The following is an 18,192-nucleotide window of genomic DNA, read 5'->3' as shown; positions in this document are numbered from 1 at the left end:
AAATGACATGTCACAGACCATCCTGATTACCGGCGCCAGTCGCGGCATCGGCCGGGCGGCCGCCCTGCGCCTGGCCCGCGACGGCTTTGATATCGTCGTGCACTACCGCCACAGCGAGACGCAGGCACGCGCCGTGGCGGACGAAATTACCTTCATGGGTCAAAAGGCACGGCTATTGCAGTTTGATGTCGGCGCACGCGACGAGGCCCGCGCGTATCTGGAGGCCGATATCGCCGAGCACGGCGCCTATTACGGCGTAGTGCTCAATGCGGGCTTTCATCAGGATGCGCCCTTTCCGGGCATGTCCGAGGAACAGTGGGACAGCGTGCTTAATGTTGATCTGGGCGGGTTCTATAACGTGCTCAAGCCGCTGGTCATGCCCATGATTCAGCGCCGAAAGCCCGGACGCATCGTGGTGCTCTCCTCGGCCGCCGGCGTGATCGGCAATCGCGGTCAGGTCAACTATGGCGCTGCCAAGGGTGGACTGATTGCGGCCAGCAAATCACTGGCGCTGGAACTGGCCAAAAGAAAAATCACGGTGAACTGTATTGCCCCCGGATGGGTCAATACAGACATGACCGACGATATCGATGTGGACATCAAAAAGATCGTGCCCATGCAGCGCATGGGGGAAGCCGAAGAAGTCGCCGGCGTGATCAGCTTTTTGTGCTCGGAAGACAGCAGCTACGTGACCCGCCAGGTGATTGCCGTCAACGGCGGACTGTTCTGATTGCGCTTTTTCAGATCCGCATCAGGCAGGTCGATGTCGTCGCATGTTTCGTAAAGGGTAACGACAATAACGAAAAGGACGACGCATGACGTTCAAGGCAGCGCTGTATGGCTGGACGGCCACGACCCTTCGTACGCTGGATCATCACGGCGTTCGACTGCGCTACCCCTATCGAGACCGCGTCATGTTTGAACATCGCATCCTGCCGGCCATCGCACGAGATGAAAGCATTCGGCGCGTATTAATGGTGGGCTGCGGCTGGTATACCCATCACTACCCGTCACTGCTGAGCGATGCGGAGGTCACGACCATCGATCTGGACGCCGCCAAGCGCCCCTTTGGTGGCGACAGCCATATCGTGGGCAACCTGACCACGCTGAGTGATCATATCCCCCGGGGCGGTCTGGACGCCGTGCTGTGCAATGGCGTACTGGGCTGGGGGCTCAATGAGCAGATTGATGTCGAGCGGGCCTTTGCCGCCTGCGTGGACTGCCTGCGCCCCGGAGGTCTGCTGCTTTTGGGCTGGAACGACCAGCCACCCTATAACCGGGTCGGCCCCGGCGATATTCCGGCGTTTGCACAGCTCGAGCCTGTCAGGGTGCCGGGGCTTGACGCCCATCGGGTCGTGGCGCTGCCGAGAAATCAGCACTGTTTTCAGGCCTTTCGCAAACCACTTTCAGGCTGAGGCCCGCGCCATGGTCTTTCGCAAACGTGTGTGAAAGGCTACATTGTGCACCCTGCCTTTTTGATACCTCCCGGAGGACGTTCGATGACCTTCCACCTGCCCTTAAAATTTTCCATGGCCGCGGCCATGACGGGCGCCCTGATCATGCTGACCACGGCAGGCCCTGCACAGGCACGCAACACCTTTCTGATGCAGCCACTGGCCGAGGTCATGACTCAGCCCGAAGCGCAGGAAAAGCTCGATCCCTCGATCCGGCTCTATTTTGCCGACCAGCAGCATCCAGCCATTCAGACACGCCGCGGCGGCTTCTACAGTGCCAACAAGGTGCGCGCCGCCCTGCGCACCGACGCTGAATCCTGCCGGCTGGCCGCACTTCAGTCGCTGTTGGCCCTGCAGGAGCGCGCCCGTCAGGTCGGCGCCAATGCCGTCGTCAACATCACCAGCTACTACGAGCAGCGTGCCAATCCGGACAGCCAGCGCTATGAGTGCCATGCCGGCAATGTCGTCACGGAAGCCGCCTTCAAGGGCGACATGGTCACACTGGGGCAGTAAGCCAGCCTGCACAGTGATGGGCTCAAAAAAGGGGAACCCGACCGGGTTCCCCTTTTGCTGGTGACCACTGCCTGATCAACGCATCAAAAGAATGGCACTCGGCATCGCTTCAAGCAGCTTGTGGGTGGTACTGCCCATCAAAAAGCGACGTAGCGAGCTGTGACCATAGGCGCCCATGGCCACAAGGTCGACTTCCTGCTCGCGGGCATAGGCCGGCAGCTTGCGCCCGGCGTCGCCCTCAAGCGTCACGGGTTTCGCATCAAGGCCGGCTGCAGCGAGCAGCTCGGCACCGCGCGCGGCAGGCTGCGAATTGGCGGGCTCACTGACATGCACCACGTGTATTTCCAGCCCTTCAAGCCAGCCCCATTTCACCAGCCGCGAGAGCTGTTCAAGGCCGCGATCGCTGCCATCAAAGGCGACCATGGCGCGGGCCGGTACCCGAAAGCGTGCCGGGGCAATCAGCATGGGAATGTCCAGATGCTGCGCCAGATCCTCCAGATGCGCACCCAGTGACGTATCCTCGTCACCCTGGTTTTGATGATTCTGGCTATGCTGATGGCCACAGCGGCCCAGCACCAGCAGATCTTCGCTGGTGCACTGTTCGCGCAGGGTGGGTGCCAGCGCACCGTGGCGCTGCTGAACCTGCGGCGCCAGCCTCTCGTCTGTCAGGCGAGTCTTGAGCGCCTCCAGCATCAGACGCCCCTGCTCACGCGCCTGACGAATGACCCGCCCTTCTTCTTCAGTGCGCTCTTCCAGCATTCGCTCGCGGGTACCCAGCCCGATCTGGCCTGAATAATCCTCGTGCGTAATGGTCTTTTGTTCCAGTACGTGCAAAAGACACAGGGGCGCCTTGATCTGTCGCGCCGCCCAGGCCGCATAGTCACCGATGGCGCTGTCAGCACGCGCCTGGTCATCGAAGCAGGCAATGATGGTTCTGCTCATGAGAATCTCCGGAAACACGTCTCGTGGTTCGAGTGTGGCTTATCCCGGACGCCGGTGTCGCCGCCCGGGAGCATGACGATGACGCTCAATGACCGCCCGGCTCTATAATGCCATCGGTCTTGTCATGTACCCCAAAGCGGTCGACCATGGTCTGACTGGCCTCATTGAGACCGATCACTTCGACATCGATCCCTTCTCGACGAAATTTCATGACGATCCGGTCCAGCACCTCGACCGCCGTGATATCCCAGAAGTGGGCATGTGTCACATTAATGCAGACCCGATCCACCCCTTCCTTGACATCAAAGGCATCGGCAAAGCGGGTGGTCGAGGCAAAAAAGATCTGACCGCGCACGTGATAGTCACGCTGCTGCACGCCGTTTTGCTCGGCGAGCACGCTGTCGATCTGCAGGATGCGACCGATCTTGTTGGCAAAGAAAAGTGCTGCCAGCAGCACGCCCACCAGCACGCCCATGGCCAGATTATGGGTGGCCACGGTGACGGCCACGGTGGCCAGCATGACGACATTGGTGGTCAGCGGCTTTTTGGGCAGATCACGAATCGAGCCCCAGTCAAAGGTGCCGATCGAGACCATGACCATGACGGCGACCAGCGCGGCCATCGGAATTCGGGCCACCAGCGGCCCCAGAAAGACCACCATGATCAAAAGGCCGATGCCGGCCGTCATGGTGGAAAGCCGGGTCCGACCGCCGGATTTCACGTTGATGACGGTCTGACCGATCATGCCGCAACCGGCCATGCCGCCCAGAAAGCCGGTCGCCACGTTGGCAATGCCCTGGCCGCGGCACTCACGGTTCTTGTCGCTGGGCGTATCGGTCAGATCATCGACGATCGTGGCCGTCATCATCGATTCCAGCAGACCGACGACCGAAAGCGTCAGCGCATAGGGAAAGATGATCATGAGGGTGTCGAGATTGAACGGAATATCGGGAATCAGAAACACCGGCAGACTGTCCGGCAGGTGGCCCATGTCACCCACGGTGCGCACATCAAGCCCGAAGATCATCGCAATGGCCGTCATAAAAACGATACAGACCATTGGCGAGGGGATGACCTTGCCGACCTTTGGCACATACGGGAAGAGGTAAATGATGGCCAGCCCGCCCAGCATGATGGCATAGACCGTGGGGGTGGCATTGGCGCCGGTAATTTCCGGCAGCTGCGCCATGAAGATCAAGATGGCGAGCGCGTTGACAAACCCGGTCACCACCGAGCGAGAGACAAAGCGCATCAGGCTGCCGAGTTTCAACACGCCCCAGAGGATCTGCAGAAGACCGGTCAGAATGGTCGCGGCAAACAGATACTCAAGGCCGTGGTCGCGCACCAGGGTGACCATCAAAAGGGCCATGGCACCGGTGGCCGCCGAGATCATCGCCGGCCGACCGCCGGCGATCGAGATGACCACCGCCATCGAAAAGGAGGCATAAAGCCCGACCTGAGGGTCAACGCCTGCGATGATCGAAAAGGCAATGGCCTCTGGGATCAGCGCCAGCGCCACCACCAGCCCCGACAGCACATCGGGACGCACATTGGAAAACCAGTTTTGTTTTATTGAGCCTCTCATGCTCATCCTTCCCTTCTGCAGTAAAAAATTCATGGCGCCCCGCGGGGCAAGCGATTGCGATCTGTGCCTGACGTCGCGTGCCGGGTCTGAATATGGATGACCTGCCCTGTCACGGTCTTTACATCCGCTGCATTAGCCGGGCAAATTCCAGACGCTGAAAAACGCTCAGCAATAATGTCGACAGCATTGTGCGGTCAGGATCATGGCAGCACGCGCAGGCCGGCCAGCGGCGTGCAAGGGCATAACGACACGGGTTTTAAACACGACATACGGAGATTTGACGCCGGAGGCGTCACGACAAAAGCACTCGTGCGAGCGCACCGCTCGGGTGAGCGGACATTCCTGAAAGGCTCAGGGTGGCGTAAGGCGCCAGAACGTCGTGACAGGCATCGAGATCATTGCTTCAACTCATTGTTGAGGTCATCAATTGCGGCGCAGTTTAACAGCCGGGTATCCATTGTGCATCCCGCTGGGGGCATCTCGTGCGCTGGATGACCGATCACGGGCTTCCGGCCAAACCGGGCATGAGCGCGTGACCACATCCCGGGTACCGGCAGCAAAAAGCCGTGATCGGCAAGGATCACGGCTTTCGGGACCAGGGCGCAGTCACATCACGCCCGGTCAGTGCCGCAGTTACTGAGTCTTCTCGGGCACGAACTCGGCTTCGATATGAAGCGTGACCTCATCGCTGATGCCCTGCTGGTCATCTTCGGGGATCAGATAATTCATGGCGAAGTCGCTGCGCTTGATCGTGGCTTCACCGTTGAAACCGATATGATATTTCTCATCGAAGGGATACACCGCCCCGCGATTGAATTCGGCGTCAATCTCGACCGGATGGGTCTGACCATTGAGGGCGAGATTACCGGTGATCGTGGCCTCATCATCACCATCAATTTCGATGCTGGTCGAGGTAAAGGTGGCCGTTGCATGCTCGGCGCTATTAAAGAACTTCTCACCCTGAAGGTGTTCGCTCAGATCGCTGCCGGTCAGCACCTTGTTCAGCGGTATTTCGATTTTCAGGTTGCTGGCAGCGGGATCTTCGCCAAGTCTGAGCGACCCGGACAGATCAACAAACTGGCCTTCGTAGTGCGAAAAGCCGTAATGGTCCACGCCCCATGTGATCTTGGAATGCAGCGGGTCAATCGTGTAATTGCCGGCCGGAACATCGTTGATGTTGTCGGTTTCAGGCTGCTGCTGATCGGCCATGGCCGGCGCAATGCTCAGCATGCCTGCCAGTACGGCAGCACTCAATGCGGTCGTTTTTATCACGTGACACTCTCCCTCGATGATCCTAGAAACAACATGACACAGCATAGATTAAATCAATGATCACTGCGGCACGATTTCACATTTGACATTGCCATTGCGCGTCAGGAGTGATTGCGCATCTGCTCAAAGATTTTGGTGATTTCCAGCGGCAGCGGAAACACGATGGTCGAGGCATTCTTGTTGCTCATGTCACTCATGGTCTGCAGATAACGAAGCTGCAGAGCGGCCGGATTTCTCGACATGATGTCGGCGGCCTCCACCAGTTTCTCGGAGGCCTGCATCTCGCCTTCGGCAGCGATGATCTTGGCCCGACGCTCGCGCTCGGCTTCGGCCTGACGGGCAATCGCACGCACCATGTCCTCGCTGATATCGACCTGCTTGATCTCGACATTGGAGACCTTGATGCCCCAGGCCTCGGTCTGCTGATCAAGAATGACCTGAATATCATCATTGAGACGGTCGCGCTCGGAGAGCATTTCATCAAGGTCATGCTTGCCCAGCACCGAGCGCAGCGTGGTCTGTGCAATCTGACTGGTGGCCATGCCGTAATTTTCGATCTGAATGATGGCGCGCTCGGGGTCGACCACCTTGAAATAGACCACCGCGTTGACCCGCACCGTCACGTTATCCCGGGAGATGACGTCCTGACCCGGCACATCCAGCGTCACGGTTCTCAGATCCACGATATCCATCTTCTGGACCACGGGAATGATGAAAAAGAGCCCCGGCCCCTTTACACCCTGAAAGCGCCCCAGAAAAAACACCACCCCGCGCTTGTATTCGGGCAGTACCTTCACCGACGCGGCAAGAATGAAAACAATGACAACAACGGGAATCAGATAGGTCAGCATGCGATGTCTCCCTTATACCGTATAGAGGCTGGCAGGATTATTCGTGCGTGGATGTTGCATCCTTCTTGGCGGGGATCGCCTCGTGTTCCAGTATCAGCACAAGGCCGTGCACATCGCTGACGCGGCGGCGCTCTCCTTCTGCCACGGGCGTGACGCTGCGCGCCTGCCACCGCTCCCCCTGCACGCGCGCATAGCCGTGATACTCATTTTGATGGTGCTCGGTAAAGTGGCGCGTGGCTTCGGCCACCGCACCGATGACTTCCTCGCGCCCGCCCATCGGGGTGATACGGCGAAAGCGTAAAAAGCGCATGACGATCCACAGCAAAAAGGCGCCCAAAAGCAGCGCAGTGGCGATAACCAGCGTCATGCCCAGCGCACTGTCACCGCCGGGCAAAAGTCCTGCGTTGACCATCATCGAGGCACCCACCACAAAAACCAGAAGGCCCAGTAATCCCACCACACCGAAGGTCGGCGTTATGGCCTCGATGCCAATCAATAAAAGACCGAGCAGCAGGATCAGGACCCCGTCTTCAACGGCCAGTGGCGTGGCCGCCCAGGCTGGCAGCGCCACCAGCAAGAGAAAAAGAAAGGTCAGTATGCGAGGTGCAGGTTTCATCAGACCTCCCGGCAGGCGCAGTGCATCAGATATCAGTGATCAACAGGGTACACCTGCTGGCTGCATCCTGTCTGAATGCATCATCGGAAAGAATGAGATGGAACATGGCTGGACACGGCGCCGGAAAGCCATGAAGACAGGAAGGTGTGAAAGGACGCCGTCCATTGGTAAAAGGCGCGCGAAACGGCCTAATGACCGCCCCGCCAGATGCGATAGCGTTGGCCCGAATATATTCACGCCAACTTATGGAGACCTGAATGCGATCCCGGATAGATGTGCTGTGGACAGGTGGCTGGGACTCGACCTATCGGGTGCTATGGGCCGCCATGGTCGAGAAAAGAACGGTTGTACCGCACTACATCGTCGATCTGGGACGAGCCTCCAGCCTGCGTGAGCTGCAGGCCATTTCCGAGGTGCGCGCGGCCCTGGCCGGGATTGATCCCGACGCCGCCGCCCGAATCGAGCCACTGCGGATCACGCCGGTCAGCGAAATCGCGGAGATACCTGACCTGAGCGCGGCATACCATCGGCTGACTCAGCAAGCACATCTGGGCAGCCAGTACGACTGGCTGGCACGCTATGCCAAAAGCGAAGGGATCGAGCATCTGGAGCTGAGCGTGCACGTGGATGACAAGGCCTATCACTTTCTGAAAGGCAGGGTGGTGGCCACCGAGGACGGCAGCTGGACCTTTGATGATCGGGTCGAGACTGACGAAGCCATTTTCCGCTTCTTCGACTTTCCCTTGCTGGAAGTCTCCAAGACGCAGATGAAGGCCGAGGCCGAGCGTCATGGTTTCATCGAGGCGCTGGAAAAGGCCTGGTTCTGCTACACGCCCATCGATCGCGCACCCTGCGGGCTCTGCAACCCCTGCCGCTACACCATCGAGGAAAACATGGGCTATCGCCTGCCGGCGAAGGCGCTGCGCCGTCACCGTACCCGCCACCTGCGCCGGGCCGCCAGAGCACCGCGGGCCCTCTGGCGCCGGGCGACAAAAGCCTTTTCGTCCGGGTCCTGACGTCACCCTGGCAGCGAGGCCGCCTTCTGGACCGCTTCCATAAAAGCCGCACCCATAAAGGCCATGCCTACAGAGCGTGCTCTAACAGAGCGCGCGTACGGCGCACTCCACGCCGCGCAGTTCGGCCAGCCCCTTGAGACGCCCGATCAACGGATAGCCTGGATTGGTCTGGCGTACGCGGTCATCACAAAGCTGATGGCCGTGATCGGGGCGCATCGGCATTCGTGCTCCCCCTTCTTCTTCACGGCGACGCTCCTCGCCGATCAGTTCACGAATCACCCCGACCATATCGACATCGCCGTCCAGATGCTCTGCCTCGATGAAGCTTTGCGGGTCATCATCGTCACGCCGGGTGGCGCGCAGATGGACAAAATGAAGGTGCGGGCCGAACTCACGCGCCATCGCGACAAGGTCATTGTCCTTTCGCACGCCATAAGAGCCGGTACAAAACGTCAGACCGTTGGCCGGGCTTTTCACCTGGTCCAGCACCCAGCGCGCATCGGCCGCCGTCGAGACAATCCGCGGCAACCCCAGCAGCGGGCGCGGCGGATCATCCGGGTGCACGGCCAGACGCATGCCCAGCCGCTCGGCCACCGGCACCACCTGCTGTAAAAAATGGCGATAGTTGTCCCGCAGCCGATCCTCATCAATGGCTTCGTAGGCTTTCAGATGCTCGAGAAACTGCGCCAGCGTGTAGTGCTGATCCGCCCCCGGCAGCCCGGCGATCAGAGTGGTGACCAGCCGCTTTCTCGCCTCGTCATCCATGCCCTCGAAATGCTGTCGCGCCGCCTCGATCTCGGCCTCGCTGTAAAGCGCCTGAGCCCCCGGGCGCTCAAGAATGAACAGCTCAAAAGCCGCAAAGCTCGTCTGATCAAAGCGTAGCGCCCGCCCACCGGTCTCGGTGGGCCATTCAAGCTCGGTACGCGTCCAGTCCAGAATCGGCATGAAGTTGTAGCACACCGTATCAATCCCGCTGGCCGCAAGGTTTTCAAGCGTTGAGCAGAACACTTCGATGGCACGGTCCCGGGCTGAAATATCCAGCCCCTGCTTGATCGACTCCGGCACCGGCACACTTTCCACCACCGACCAGGACAGCCCTGCCGCCTCGATCAAATGCTTTCGCTCGGCAATCTCCTCGACCGACCAGGGCGCGTCCGGAGCGTGTCCGTGCAGGGCCGTGACAATACCGGTGGCACCGGCCTGGCGAATCTCGGATAGCGTCACCGGGTCATTGGGGCCGAACCAGCGCCAGGTATGTTCCATGCCTCTCTCCTGTCCTGAATCCTGAAATCATCCCGAAAACCGGGACCTGCTTAAACGCCAGCCAGATGCTGCTCAAGCGCCGCGCGCATACCGAGTTGTTCGATTGATGCCAGGGCCTGTTGTACCTGTTCCCCAAAGCGCGGCGCGCGGACCAGCGACGCAGAGAAGATCGCCTCGATCCCCATGACGGCCGCCGCGCGATCAACGCTGCGCTCATGGTCATGACACTGCGCCAGTCGATCCGCCATCGGGTCGCTGACCGGATAGGTTCGGCCCTGCTCGTCCACGCCACGGGTATAGCGAATCCAGGCCGCCACGCCAAACACGGTCGCATTCAGCGCCTGCGCGTCATCACTGGCGTTTAACCGCTCCTCGCCGCCGCGCAGCCAGCGCTGAGGGAGCTTCTGCGAACCGTCCATGGCGATCTGGTGCAGCCGGTGGCGCAGGCTGTCATTGCCAAAACGTGCCATGAGCGCGCGGGCGTAGTCTTCAAGCGACACGCTCTCCGGCATCGACAGGGTCGGCGCCGCTTCTTCCAGCATGTAACGACGCAAAAGCTTTTGCAGCAGCGGATCGGTGACAGCCTCGGCCACCGTTTCCAGCCCCATCAGCGGGCCGGTATAGGCCAGAAGCGAATGCGCACCGTTGAGCATGCGAAGCTTCATGGTCTCAAAGGGCGCAACATCCTCGACCATCTCGACGCCGTACTGTCCCCAGTCGGGCCGTCCCTGTGGGAAGTGATCCTCGATCACCCATTGAAGGAAGGCCTCGCTGACCACGGCTGCCGGATCATCACAGCCCAGCGCCTGCAGGCGCCCGAAAGCCTCCTCATCCATGGCTGGCACGATGCGATCCACCATGCTGGAGGGAAAGGCCACCTGTGACTTGATCCAGTCGGCAAGCGCGACGTCACGCTGCTCGGCCAGTGCCACCACGGCCCGGCGGGTGCGCTCGCCATTGTCCGGCATGTTGTCACAGGAGAGCACCGTAAAGGGCGCAATGCCGGCCTGTCGCCGCCGGGCAAGCGCCTCAACCAGAATCCCCGGTGCCGTACGGGGCGCATCAAAATGGGCGATGTCGGCAGCAATGGCCGGATCATCGATCAGCAGCGTCCCTTCACTGGGGCTCAGGTAATAGCCCTTCTCGGTCACCGTAAGCGTGACGATGTGGGTATCCGGATCGCTCAGACGAGCCAGCAGCGCGGGAAGATCCTCGCCGCGCAGGCCCCGGGCATCCGTACCGGTGAACATCGTCTCATTGATGGCACGAATCTCGCGCAGGGTGACATGTGCGCGGTCCGTATATTCGGCCAGATGGTAGCGAAATCCCTGATCCCGCAGGGCGTCCACCAGCGCGCGATTGCCGCGAATATTGACGCTGCAGATGCCCCAGTCACGCTCGCCACCAGCGATGCACTGCTCGACCACCTGCGCCTGGTGCGCCCGATGAAAGGCACCCAGCCCCAGGTGCACGATGCCGATGCGCTCGGGGGCGTTTTCCGAGGCGATGCGTACCACCTCGATGGCGTCGTGATTATCGGATGGGCTCATTACGGTCTCCTTGTCGGGGGCACCTGCCAGCCTGTGCCCCCCTTACGGTTTCAAACGCCACGTTATCCCGCCGGGCCCATGACCAGATTGGGCAGCCACAGCGAAATGGCCGGGATATACATCACCAGCACCAGTACCGCCAAATTGCACAAAAGAAACGGGACGATGGCGCGGGCCACTTCACTCATGCGGATTTCGCCAATTCCTGACACCACAAACAGGCAGATGCCCACCGGCGGCGTGGTCAGACCGATCATCAGGTTCAGTACCGCCATGATGCCAAAGTGCACCGGATCAACACCGACGCCGGTCGCCACGCCCAGCAGCGCCGGGAACAGGATAATCAGCGCTGCGATGGTTTCCATGAAGGTGCCGACAAACAGCAGAATCAGGTTAAGGATCAAAATCACCATCAGCGGGTTGTCGCTGATGCCCAGAATGCCGTCGGCGATCATCTGCGGGATGCGCTCGCTGGTCAGAATCCAGCCAAACAGATTGGCCAGACCCACCAGCATCATCAGCGCCGCCGACGTCAGGGCGGCATCCACAAACAGCCCCGGCAGGTTGCGCCAGTTCAGCCCCTTGTAGACGAACATCCCCACCACCAGCGCATAGATACAGGCCACGATCGAGGCTTCCGTCGGCGTAAAGAACCCGCCGATGATCCCGTAGAGAATGATGAAGGTCATCAACAGCGCCCAGAACGCGCTCTTGCCCTCACTCAGGATCTCCTTGAGCGTGGCGCGCTTTTCCTTCGGATAGCCTCTTTTCACTGCCAGCACGTAGACGGTAATCATCATGCCCAGTGCCAGCAGAATGCCCGGCACCACACCGGCGATAAACATGCGCCCGACCGAGATACCGGAAAGCGACCCGACGATGATCATCGGCACGCTGGGCGGAATGATGGGGCCAATCGTTGAGGAAGCGGCCGTGACCGCTGCCGCAAAGGGCTTGTCATAGCCGGACTTCGCCATACCGGGAATCATCACGGCACCGACGCTTGCCGCATCGGCCACGGCCGTGCCGGAGATGCCACCAAAGATCATCGAACCACCCACGTTGGCCAGCCCCAGACCACCGCGAATGTGACCGACCACGGCGTTGGAAAAGCGCACGATATGTTCGGTAATGTTGCCCACATTCATCAGGTTCCCGGCCAGAATGAACCCGGGAATACACAGCAGCACAAACGAATCCATGCCGGCAAACATGCGCTGGGGCACGATGGTCAGCGGGATTCCAGCAGTGAACAGGTAGGCCGCCGAGGAGATGCCAAGCGCAAACGCGATCGGAATACCGGCAAACAGCAGGACAAAAAATACCGCAAACAGCATCAGGACTTCCATGGGGCTACCTCCGCTCGCCGGCAGGCGTTGTCTTGTTGTCACGAGACAGGCTCAAAAGCCCGGCCACGGCTTCAATGCCACCGATCACGCCGTACAAAATGACCATGGCAAACAGCACCACGGTGGCGCCAAAGACCCATTGCATCGACACCTTGAGCGCCGGCGAGGTCTGAAAGGCGCCGATGCTGGCGTATTGCAGGGCGTAGGGCACGATCAACCAGGCAAAACCGACCAGCACCACGCTGATCAACAGCTGATAAAGGCAGGCGCCCCTGACGCCGAAGCGATGATGAAAAAGCTCCAGACTGATGTGCTTGCCGCGACGCATGACAAGACCGGCACTGACGGCAATCATCATGATAAAGAGATAGCGCGACAGCTCCTCGGTCCATACCGGGGCCGCCGGAAGGATCAAGCGACCGAGAATCTGCAGGATCACCACACCGGCGATCGTGACCAGTATCAGACCGGCGATCGTGGCCAGCACTCGATCAAGCCCATTGACCAGGGTGCCGAATACGCCGCCCAGTCGCGGCACGCGCCCCAGAACGTCGAGCGCTTCCAGTGCATCACTGGCTCGCTTTTCAGTGTTACTCACGTTGTCTCTCCCTGCTGTCACGCCCCTTGCGCAGGGCACAAGGGGCGTGAAGGTCAGCAATAACGCCTTTATCCGAAGATGAGACGAGCGATCAGAGTTTTTCGATGCGCTCGAGAAGCTCGGTCTGCTCGGGGTCGAGCGCCTTTTTGATGGCCGGCATGGCCTTGTCGGCAAAGGCCTGGGTGTCGACCTCGACAAAGGTCATGCCCTTGTCCTTGAGCGCCTTCTCCAGACGCTTCTGGTCTTCAACAAACAGCGTGCGCTCATAGCTTTGCATGTCGCCTGCGGCGTCACGCACGACCTTTTGCAGATCGTCCGGCATGCTGTCGAGCTTGCGCTTGCCAATCACGACATAGATCCAGCTTCTGACGTGGTTGGTCATGTTGACGTATTTCTGCACCTCGGAGAGGCTCGCGCTTTCGATCAGCGACAGCGGGTTTTCCTGAGCATCGATGGTGCCCTGCTGCAGCGAGGTGAAGACCTCACTGAAGGACATCGGCGTGGGCCGTGCCCCCAGCGCCTGCCAGGTATCGACAAACAGCGGCACGTTGGGCACACGCAGACGCAGCCCCTTCAGGTCATCCGGTGTCTTGATCTCGCGGTTGGCGGTCAGCTCACGGGCGCCGCGCTCAAACCAGGTCAGCGGGACCAGCCCGGTACGTTCGGTGATCTGGGCCTCGATCTCGTCGCCGATGTCGCCATCGACCGCCTTTTTGAGCTGTTCGCTGTCGCGAAAGGCATAGGGAACGGCCATCATGGCGGCCTTGGGGGCCCAGTTCTGCAGGCTCTCCCCGGTAATGGTCATGTCGGCCGTGCCCAGCTGGATGGAGTTGATCGTATCCATCTCGTTGCCCAGCTGTTCATTGGGGTAGACCTGCACTTCGATACGGCCGTCGGAGTTTTTCTCGACTTCCTCCTTGAAGTGCATGGCGGCCTTGTTCCAGATGTTCTGCTCATTGGCCAGATGGCCGAATTTCAGCGTGTAATCTGCTGCCTGTACGGGGGTGGCCATCGCCAGCACACCAGCGGCCAGCACACCGGCACCGATCAGCTGTGACAGACGCAGACGTGACAATTGACGCATCGACATACCTTGCTCCTTCAGGGCCCAGGCCCTGATCAAATCCAGCGGTGGGATCATCGGCTGCCTGGCAGCCCGTATCTGTCGTCCTGCCTGTTTTCAGACAGGGCGCTATCGACCTACCAGTGCCAGAGCGTGCCATCCTCGAGCCGATTGACCGGCAGACTGGCGCGTTTGTAGGGGTACTTCGCGGCCAGGTCCTCATCGATGTCCACCCCATGACCGGGCACCTCGCCCGGTGTGAAGTGGCCATCCTCGAAGCGGTAGGCATGCGGGAAAACTGCCTCGGTCTCCTCACTGTGCGGCATGTGTTCCTGAATACCGAAGTTGGGTACCCAGGTATCGAAATGCAGCGCCGCGCCCATGCAGACCGGGGAAAGATCGGTCGGTCCGTGAAAGCCGGTGCGCACGTGGTAAAGCTCGGCCAGTGCCGCGATACGACGCACATGGGTGATGCCACCGGCGTGGGTCAGCGTGGCGCGGATATAGTCGATCGACTGTGATTCGATCAGCTCACGGCAATCGTGGATCGAGTTGAAGACTTCCCCTACCGCCAGCGGGGTGGTGGTGTGCTGGCGAATCATGCGAAATGCGCTCTGATTCTCGGCCGGCACGCAGTCCTCGAGCCAGAACAGATGATAGGGCTCGACTTCCTTGCCCAGTCGCGCCGCCTCGATGGGGGTTAGCCGGTGGTGCACGTCGTGCAGCACGTGCAGGTCATCGCCGAAGCGTTCGCGTACGGCCCGGAAAAGCTTCGGCACATGATTGAGATATTTCGAGGTGCTCCAGACGTTTTCACTGGGCAGGCTCGAATCGGCCGGTTCATAACGCTCGCCAGCCTTTTTGGCGACGCCGTAGGTAGAGGCGATGCCGGGAATGCCGCACTGCACGCGCACGGCGCGATAGCCCTGATCCACGTGGCGCTGTACCTCTTCGAGGCAGCCCTCGATGTCATGGCCGGTCGCGTGGCCGTAAACCATGACGCGCTCGCGGCTCTTGCCCCCCAGCAGCTTGTAAAGCGGCATGCCGGCGGCCTTGCCCATGATGTCCCACAGCGCCATGTCCACGGCACCGATCGCCGACATGGTGACCGGCCCACGGCGCCAGTAGGCCCCGCGATAGAAGAACTGCCAGATGTCCTCGATGCTGGAAGGATCGCGTCCGATCAGCGCCGGCGCCACATGTTCCTCGAGATAGGCCACCACCGCCAGCTCACGACCGTTGAGCGTGGCATCGCCGATGCCGTAGATTCCTTCATCGGTTTCGATTTTCAGCGTGACCAGATTTCGACCCGGGCAGGTCACGATGACGCGCGCATCCACAATCTTCATAAAGGTTCTCTGCCTGTGTACATCAATGGTGCCAGGCTACCTGTATTATGATTGGTATACCAAATAGACATTGGTATACATCGACGTCGCAAAGCTTCACAGCGCGTTTTAAAGTATTGTCAGATAGGCTGCATCAGCACATCGTGGTAAAACTGGCATGCCACATTGGGCCGCCAAAAATTGACCGGATCGTGGCCATCACGGGCCGGTGCCATCAGGGAGGTCGGGATGCGCCGACAGTATCAGATCATTGGCGAGCAGATCGGTCAGCAGATCGACCGCGACGGGTATATCCCCGGCGATCGACTGCCCACGGAGCGCGAATACGCCGAGCGCTTTGACGTGAGCCGCACGGTGGTGCGCGAGGCCTTCATCATGCTGGAACTGGCCGGGCGCGTGGAGGTACGCAAGGGCTCAGGGACCTATGTCTGCGCCCCCGGTGACAGGCCCCGACCTGCCTCCACCAACGCACAGGCCGAGCCTGTCGAAGATATCGGCCCCTTCGAGCTTTTGAAGGCGCGTCAGGTGGTGGAAAGCGCCGTGGCCGCAGCCGCGGCCGAACTGGTAACGCCGGCCGACATTCGCGCCCTGTCGACGCTACTGGCCGAGGAGCGTCAGGCGCTGGAGACCTCGATCGGCGGTCAGGAGCTGACCAATGCCCCCGATCAGGCCGATCGCGCTTTTCATCTGCTGATTGCGCGGGCCAGTCAAAACACCCTGCTGGAGGACGCCGTCAATCGGCTCTGGGAGCAGCGCGACCGAAGCCCCATGTGGCGACGGCTGCACGGACGCATCATGGATTTCTCCTATCGTCGCAGCTGGCTGGATGACCACGACCGTATTCTCGCCTGCCTTAAAAAACGCGACAGCGCCGGTGCTCATGACGCGATGTGGGGGCATATCGAGCATGTGATGCATACGCTGTTCACCCACTCCGATACCGATGACCCGGGCTTTGATGGCTACCTGTTCACCCGCGGCCTCGAGCGCCCATCTTCCTGAGTTTCCCGGCCCTTGCCGATCATGTCCCCCCAGCCCGTCTCGCCACCCTCATGCATCTGACCTAATGTAGGTAGGTGCAGCGTGCCAATGACTGCATTCAATGTCGGCAGGCAGCGCCTCAGAGAACAATACCAATACGGATGAGCGGCAGCGCAACAGGGCTGACCGAAAACGGGAGGGTGATATGGCCTGGCTGGATTACGCAGTGATCGTGGCATATCTGGGCGGCTTTTTGCTGCTGGGACAGCTTTTCAGGCAGCAGCACTCGGGCGAGGCCTATTTTCTGGGCAGCCGCGACTTTGGCTGGTTCCCGCTGTCCCTGTCGGCGGCGGCCACGCAGCTGTCGGCGGTCAGCTTTATTTCAGCACCCGCCTTTGTCGGCATGAAGGAAGGCGGCGGCCTGATCTGGCTGACTTACGAGTTCGCGGTGCCGCTGGCAATGATCGTTCTTGTCGTACTCTTTTTCCCCACGCTCTACGCCGCCGGTGTCGTCAGTATCTATGGCTATCTGGAAAAACGCTTCGGGCGCAGCACTCGCATCCTGTTGAGCCTGGTGTTTCAGCTCTCGCGTGCCTTCGCCACCAGTGTCATGGTGTATGCCATTGCCCTGATCCTCACCCATGCCATGGGCCTGCCGCTGTGGGCCACCATTGTCGTGATCGGGGTGGTCACGCTGGTGTATTCGTGTCAGGGCGGCATGAAGGCCGTGGTTTATGGCGATGTGATTCAGATGATCCTGCTGGTCATCGGGCTGGTGGTCTGTCTGGTGTTTGCCCTGTCGCTGCTGGGCGGCTGGGACGCCTTCATGGCCAATGTCGACCCGGCACGTCTTGAGACCGTGCGCTTTGATGACTTCGGGGTCAGCAGTGGCAACAACGGGTTTGGTTTCTGGCCCATGGTGATCGGCGGGCTTTTTCTCTACGCCGCCTACTACGGCGCCGATCAGAGTCAGGCCCAGCGGCTATTGTCCGCTCGCAACGCGCGCACCGCACGCCACACCCTGCTGGCCAATGGCCTGCTGCGCTTTCCGGTCACGCTGTGCTACTGCCTGCTCGGGCTGGTAATGGGCACACTGGTCGTCACGAATCCGGAATTTCGCGCGCTGATCCCCGCTGACGAGCCGGATCTGATGGTGCCGCTGTTCATACGCGACTATCTGCCTGCCGGGCTGACCGGCATCCTGATTGTGGCGATCTTTTCGGCGGCCATGTCTTCGGCCAGCTCGGCGATCAATTCGCTGTCGGCAGCCAGCGTGGAAGATCTCTTCGTGCGCGGCCGAAAGATCGATGACAAACGCTACATGCGTCTGTCCCGGCTCATGTCGGTGTTCTGGGGCGTGGTCTGCATCACGCTGGCCTTTTTTACCGGCAATATTGCCTCGACCATTATCGAGGCGATCAACAAGGTCGGGTCGCTGTTTTTCGGCCCGATGCTGGCGACCTTTCTGGCCGCCATTCTGATTCGGCCCATCAATGGCATCGGCGCCAACTGCGGCCTGATCGCGGGCGTGGGCCTCAACGCCTTTTTGTGGCTATTCGTGCCGGAGCTTTTCTGGTTCTGGTGGAACGTGACCGGCGCCGTCACCATGCTGGCGGTGGCGCTGGTGGTGAGTGCCGTGACGCATCGTCGCACGCACGCTGATGCCATGCCGCGCCCGGTGCTGGATGTTCACATGCCCACCGTGGCGGCGCTGGGCGTTTTCTTTGTAGTGATCGTGGCGTTCAGCATGTGGCTGCCGACGCTTCTGATCTGATCCACGTACGCCGGTT

At 60.3% G+C, this 18,192-nt stretch carries 17 protein-coding genes; 6 read left to right on the top strand and 11 right to left on the bottom strand.

From position 1 onward, the window contains the following. Positions 1-7 precede the first annotated feature (7 nt). From fabG to ACUN8C_RS03710, 3 genes are all read left to right on the top strand, one after another. Entirely contained in the window at positions 8-730 is a 723-nt protein-coding gene (gene fabG, locus ACUN8C_RS03720) for a 3-oxoacyl-ACP reductase FabG (protein ID WP_445620960.1), read from the top strand. An 85-nt stretch (positions 731-815) separates the two neighbouring features. Continuing rightward, positions 816-1,415, top strand: coding sequence for a methyltransferase domain-containing protein (locus tag ACUN8C_RS03715; protein WP_445620959.1), 600 nt, complete (start codon positions 816-818; stop codon positions 1,413-1,415). 84 nt (positions 1,416-1,499) lie between these two features. Next, a complete protein-coding gene (locus ACUN8C_RS03710) occupies positions 1,500-1,967 on the top strand; it encodes an excinuclease ATPase subunit (RefSeq protein WP_445620958.1) in 468 nt (155 codons plus the stop codon). A gap of 75 nt (positions 1,968-2,042) precedes the next feature. Here the strand turns inward: ACUN8C_RS03710 and ACUN8C_RS03705 are convergent, their stop codons facing one another. The 5 genes from ACUN8C_RS03705 to ACUN8C_RS03685 form a co-directional block, all read right to left on the bottom strand. Next, entirely contained in the window at positions 2,043-2,909 is an 867-nt protein-coding gene (locus ACUN8C_RS03705; protein ID WP_445620957.1) for a universal stress protein, read from the bottom strand. A gap of 85 nt (positions 2,910-2,994) precedes the next feature. Continuing rightward, positions 2,995-4,494: a SulP family inorganic anion transporter gene (locus tag ACUN8C_RS03700; protein WP_445620956.1), complete on the bottom strand. Its 1,500-nt coding sequence runs from the start codon at positions 4,492-4,494 to the stop codon at positions 2,995-2,997. Between the two features lie 633 nt (positions 4,495-5,127). Beyond that, a complete protein-coding gene (locus ACUN8C_RS03695) occupies positions 5,128-5,766 on the bottom strand; it encodes a YceI family protein (protein ID WP_445620955.1) in 639 nt (212 codons plus the stop codon). 101 nt (positions 5,767-5,867) lie between these two features. Further along, complete coding sequence (locus ACUN8C_RS03690; protein WP_445620954.1) at positions 5,868-6,617, bottom strand: slipin family protein; 750 nt, start codon at positions 6,615-6,617, stop codon at positions 5,868-5,870. A gap of 37 nt (positions 6,618-6,654) precedes the next feature. After that, positions 6,655-7,233: an NfeD family protein gene (locus ACUN8C_RS03685; RefSeq protein WP_445620953.1), complete on the bottom strand. Its 579-nt coding sequence runs from the start codon at positions 7,231-7,233 to the stop codon at positions 6,655-6,657. Positions 7,234-7,490: 257 nt separating this feature from the next. Here ACUN8C_RS03685 and ACUN8C_RS03680 point away from each other — a divergent pair, with 257 nt between their 5' ends. Beyond that, entirely contained in the window at positions 7,491-8,249 is a 759-nt protein-coding gene (locus ACUN8C_RS03680; RefSeq protein ID WP_445620952.1) for a hypothetical protein, read from the top strand. 81 nt (positions 8,250-8,330) lie between these two features. Here ACUN8C_RS03680 and uxuA read toward each other — a convergent pair whose 3' ends face one another. The 6 genes from uxuA to manD all read right to left on the bottom strand — a co-directional run bounded on the left by uxuA (position 8,331) and on the right by manD (position 15,421). Next, positions 8,331-9,512 (bottom strand): mannonate dehydratase, encoded by a 1,182-nt coding sequence (gene uxuA, locus ACUN8C_RS03675; protein WP_445620951.1) that lies wholly within the window; start codon positions 9,510-9,512, stop codon positions 8,331-8,333. 50 nt (positions 9,513-9,562) lie between these two features. After that, positions 9,563-11,062, bottom strand: coding sequence for a mannitol dehydrogenase family protein (locus tag ACUN8C_RS03670; RefSeq protein WP_445620950.1), 1,500 nt, complete (start codon positions 11,060-11,062; stop codon positions 9,563-9,565). A gap of 62 nt (positions 11,063-11,124) precedes the next feature. Further along, on the bottom strand, positions 11,125-12,411 hold the full coding sequence (locus tag ACUN8C_RS03665; protein ID WP_445620949.1) for a TRAP transporter large permease: 1,287 nt from the start codon (positions 12,409-12,411) through the stop codon (positions 11,125-11,127). 4 nt (positions 12,412-12,415) lie between these two features. Beyond that, on the bottom strand, positions 12,416-13,009 hold the full coding sequence (locus ACUN8C_RS03660) for a TRAP transporter small permease (protein ID WP_445620948.1): 594 nt from the start codon (positions 13,007-13,009) through the stop codon (positions 12,416-12,418). A gap of 91 nt (positions 13,010-13,100) precedes the next feature. Next, positions 13,101-14,021: a TRAP transporter substrate-binding protein gene (locus ACUN8C_RS03655; protein WP_445621824.1), complete on the bottom strand. Its 921-nt coding sequence runs from the start codon at positions 14,019-14,021 to the stop codon at positions 13,101-13,103. A gap of 188 nt (positions 14,022-14,209) precedes the next feature. Next, on the bottom strand, positions 14,210-15,421 hold the full coding sequence (manD, locus tag ACUN8C_RS03650) for a D-mannonate dehydratase ManD (protein WP_445620947.1): 1,212 nt from the start codon (positions 15,419-15,421) through the stop codon (positions 14,210-14,212). A 228-nt stretch (positions 15,422-15,649) separates the two neighbouring features. Here manD and ACUN8C_RS03645 point away from each other — a divergent pair, with 228 nt between their 5' ends. Together ACUN8C_RS03645 and ACUN8C_RS03640 are read left to right on the top strand one after the other, a co-directional pair. Continuing rightward, positions 15,650-16,423, top strand: a complete 774-nt coding sequence (locus ACUN8C_RS03645; RefSeq protein ID WP_445620946.1) for an FCD domain-containing protein — start codon at positions 15,650-15,652, stop codon at positions 16,421-16,423. Positions 16,424-16,607: 184 nt separating this feature from the next. After that, entirely contained in the window at positions 16,608-18,176 is a 1,569-nt protein-coding gene (locus tag ACUN8C_RS03640; protein WP_445620945.1) for a sodium:solute symporter family transporter, read from the top strand. Positions 18,177-18,192: the final 16 nt, after the last annotated feature.

Source organism: Kushneria sp. Sum13 (assembly GCF_052692355.1).
This window is presented reverse-complemented; position numbering and strand designations above follow the sequence as displayed.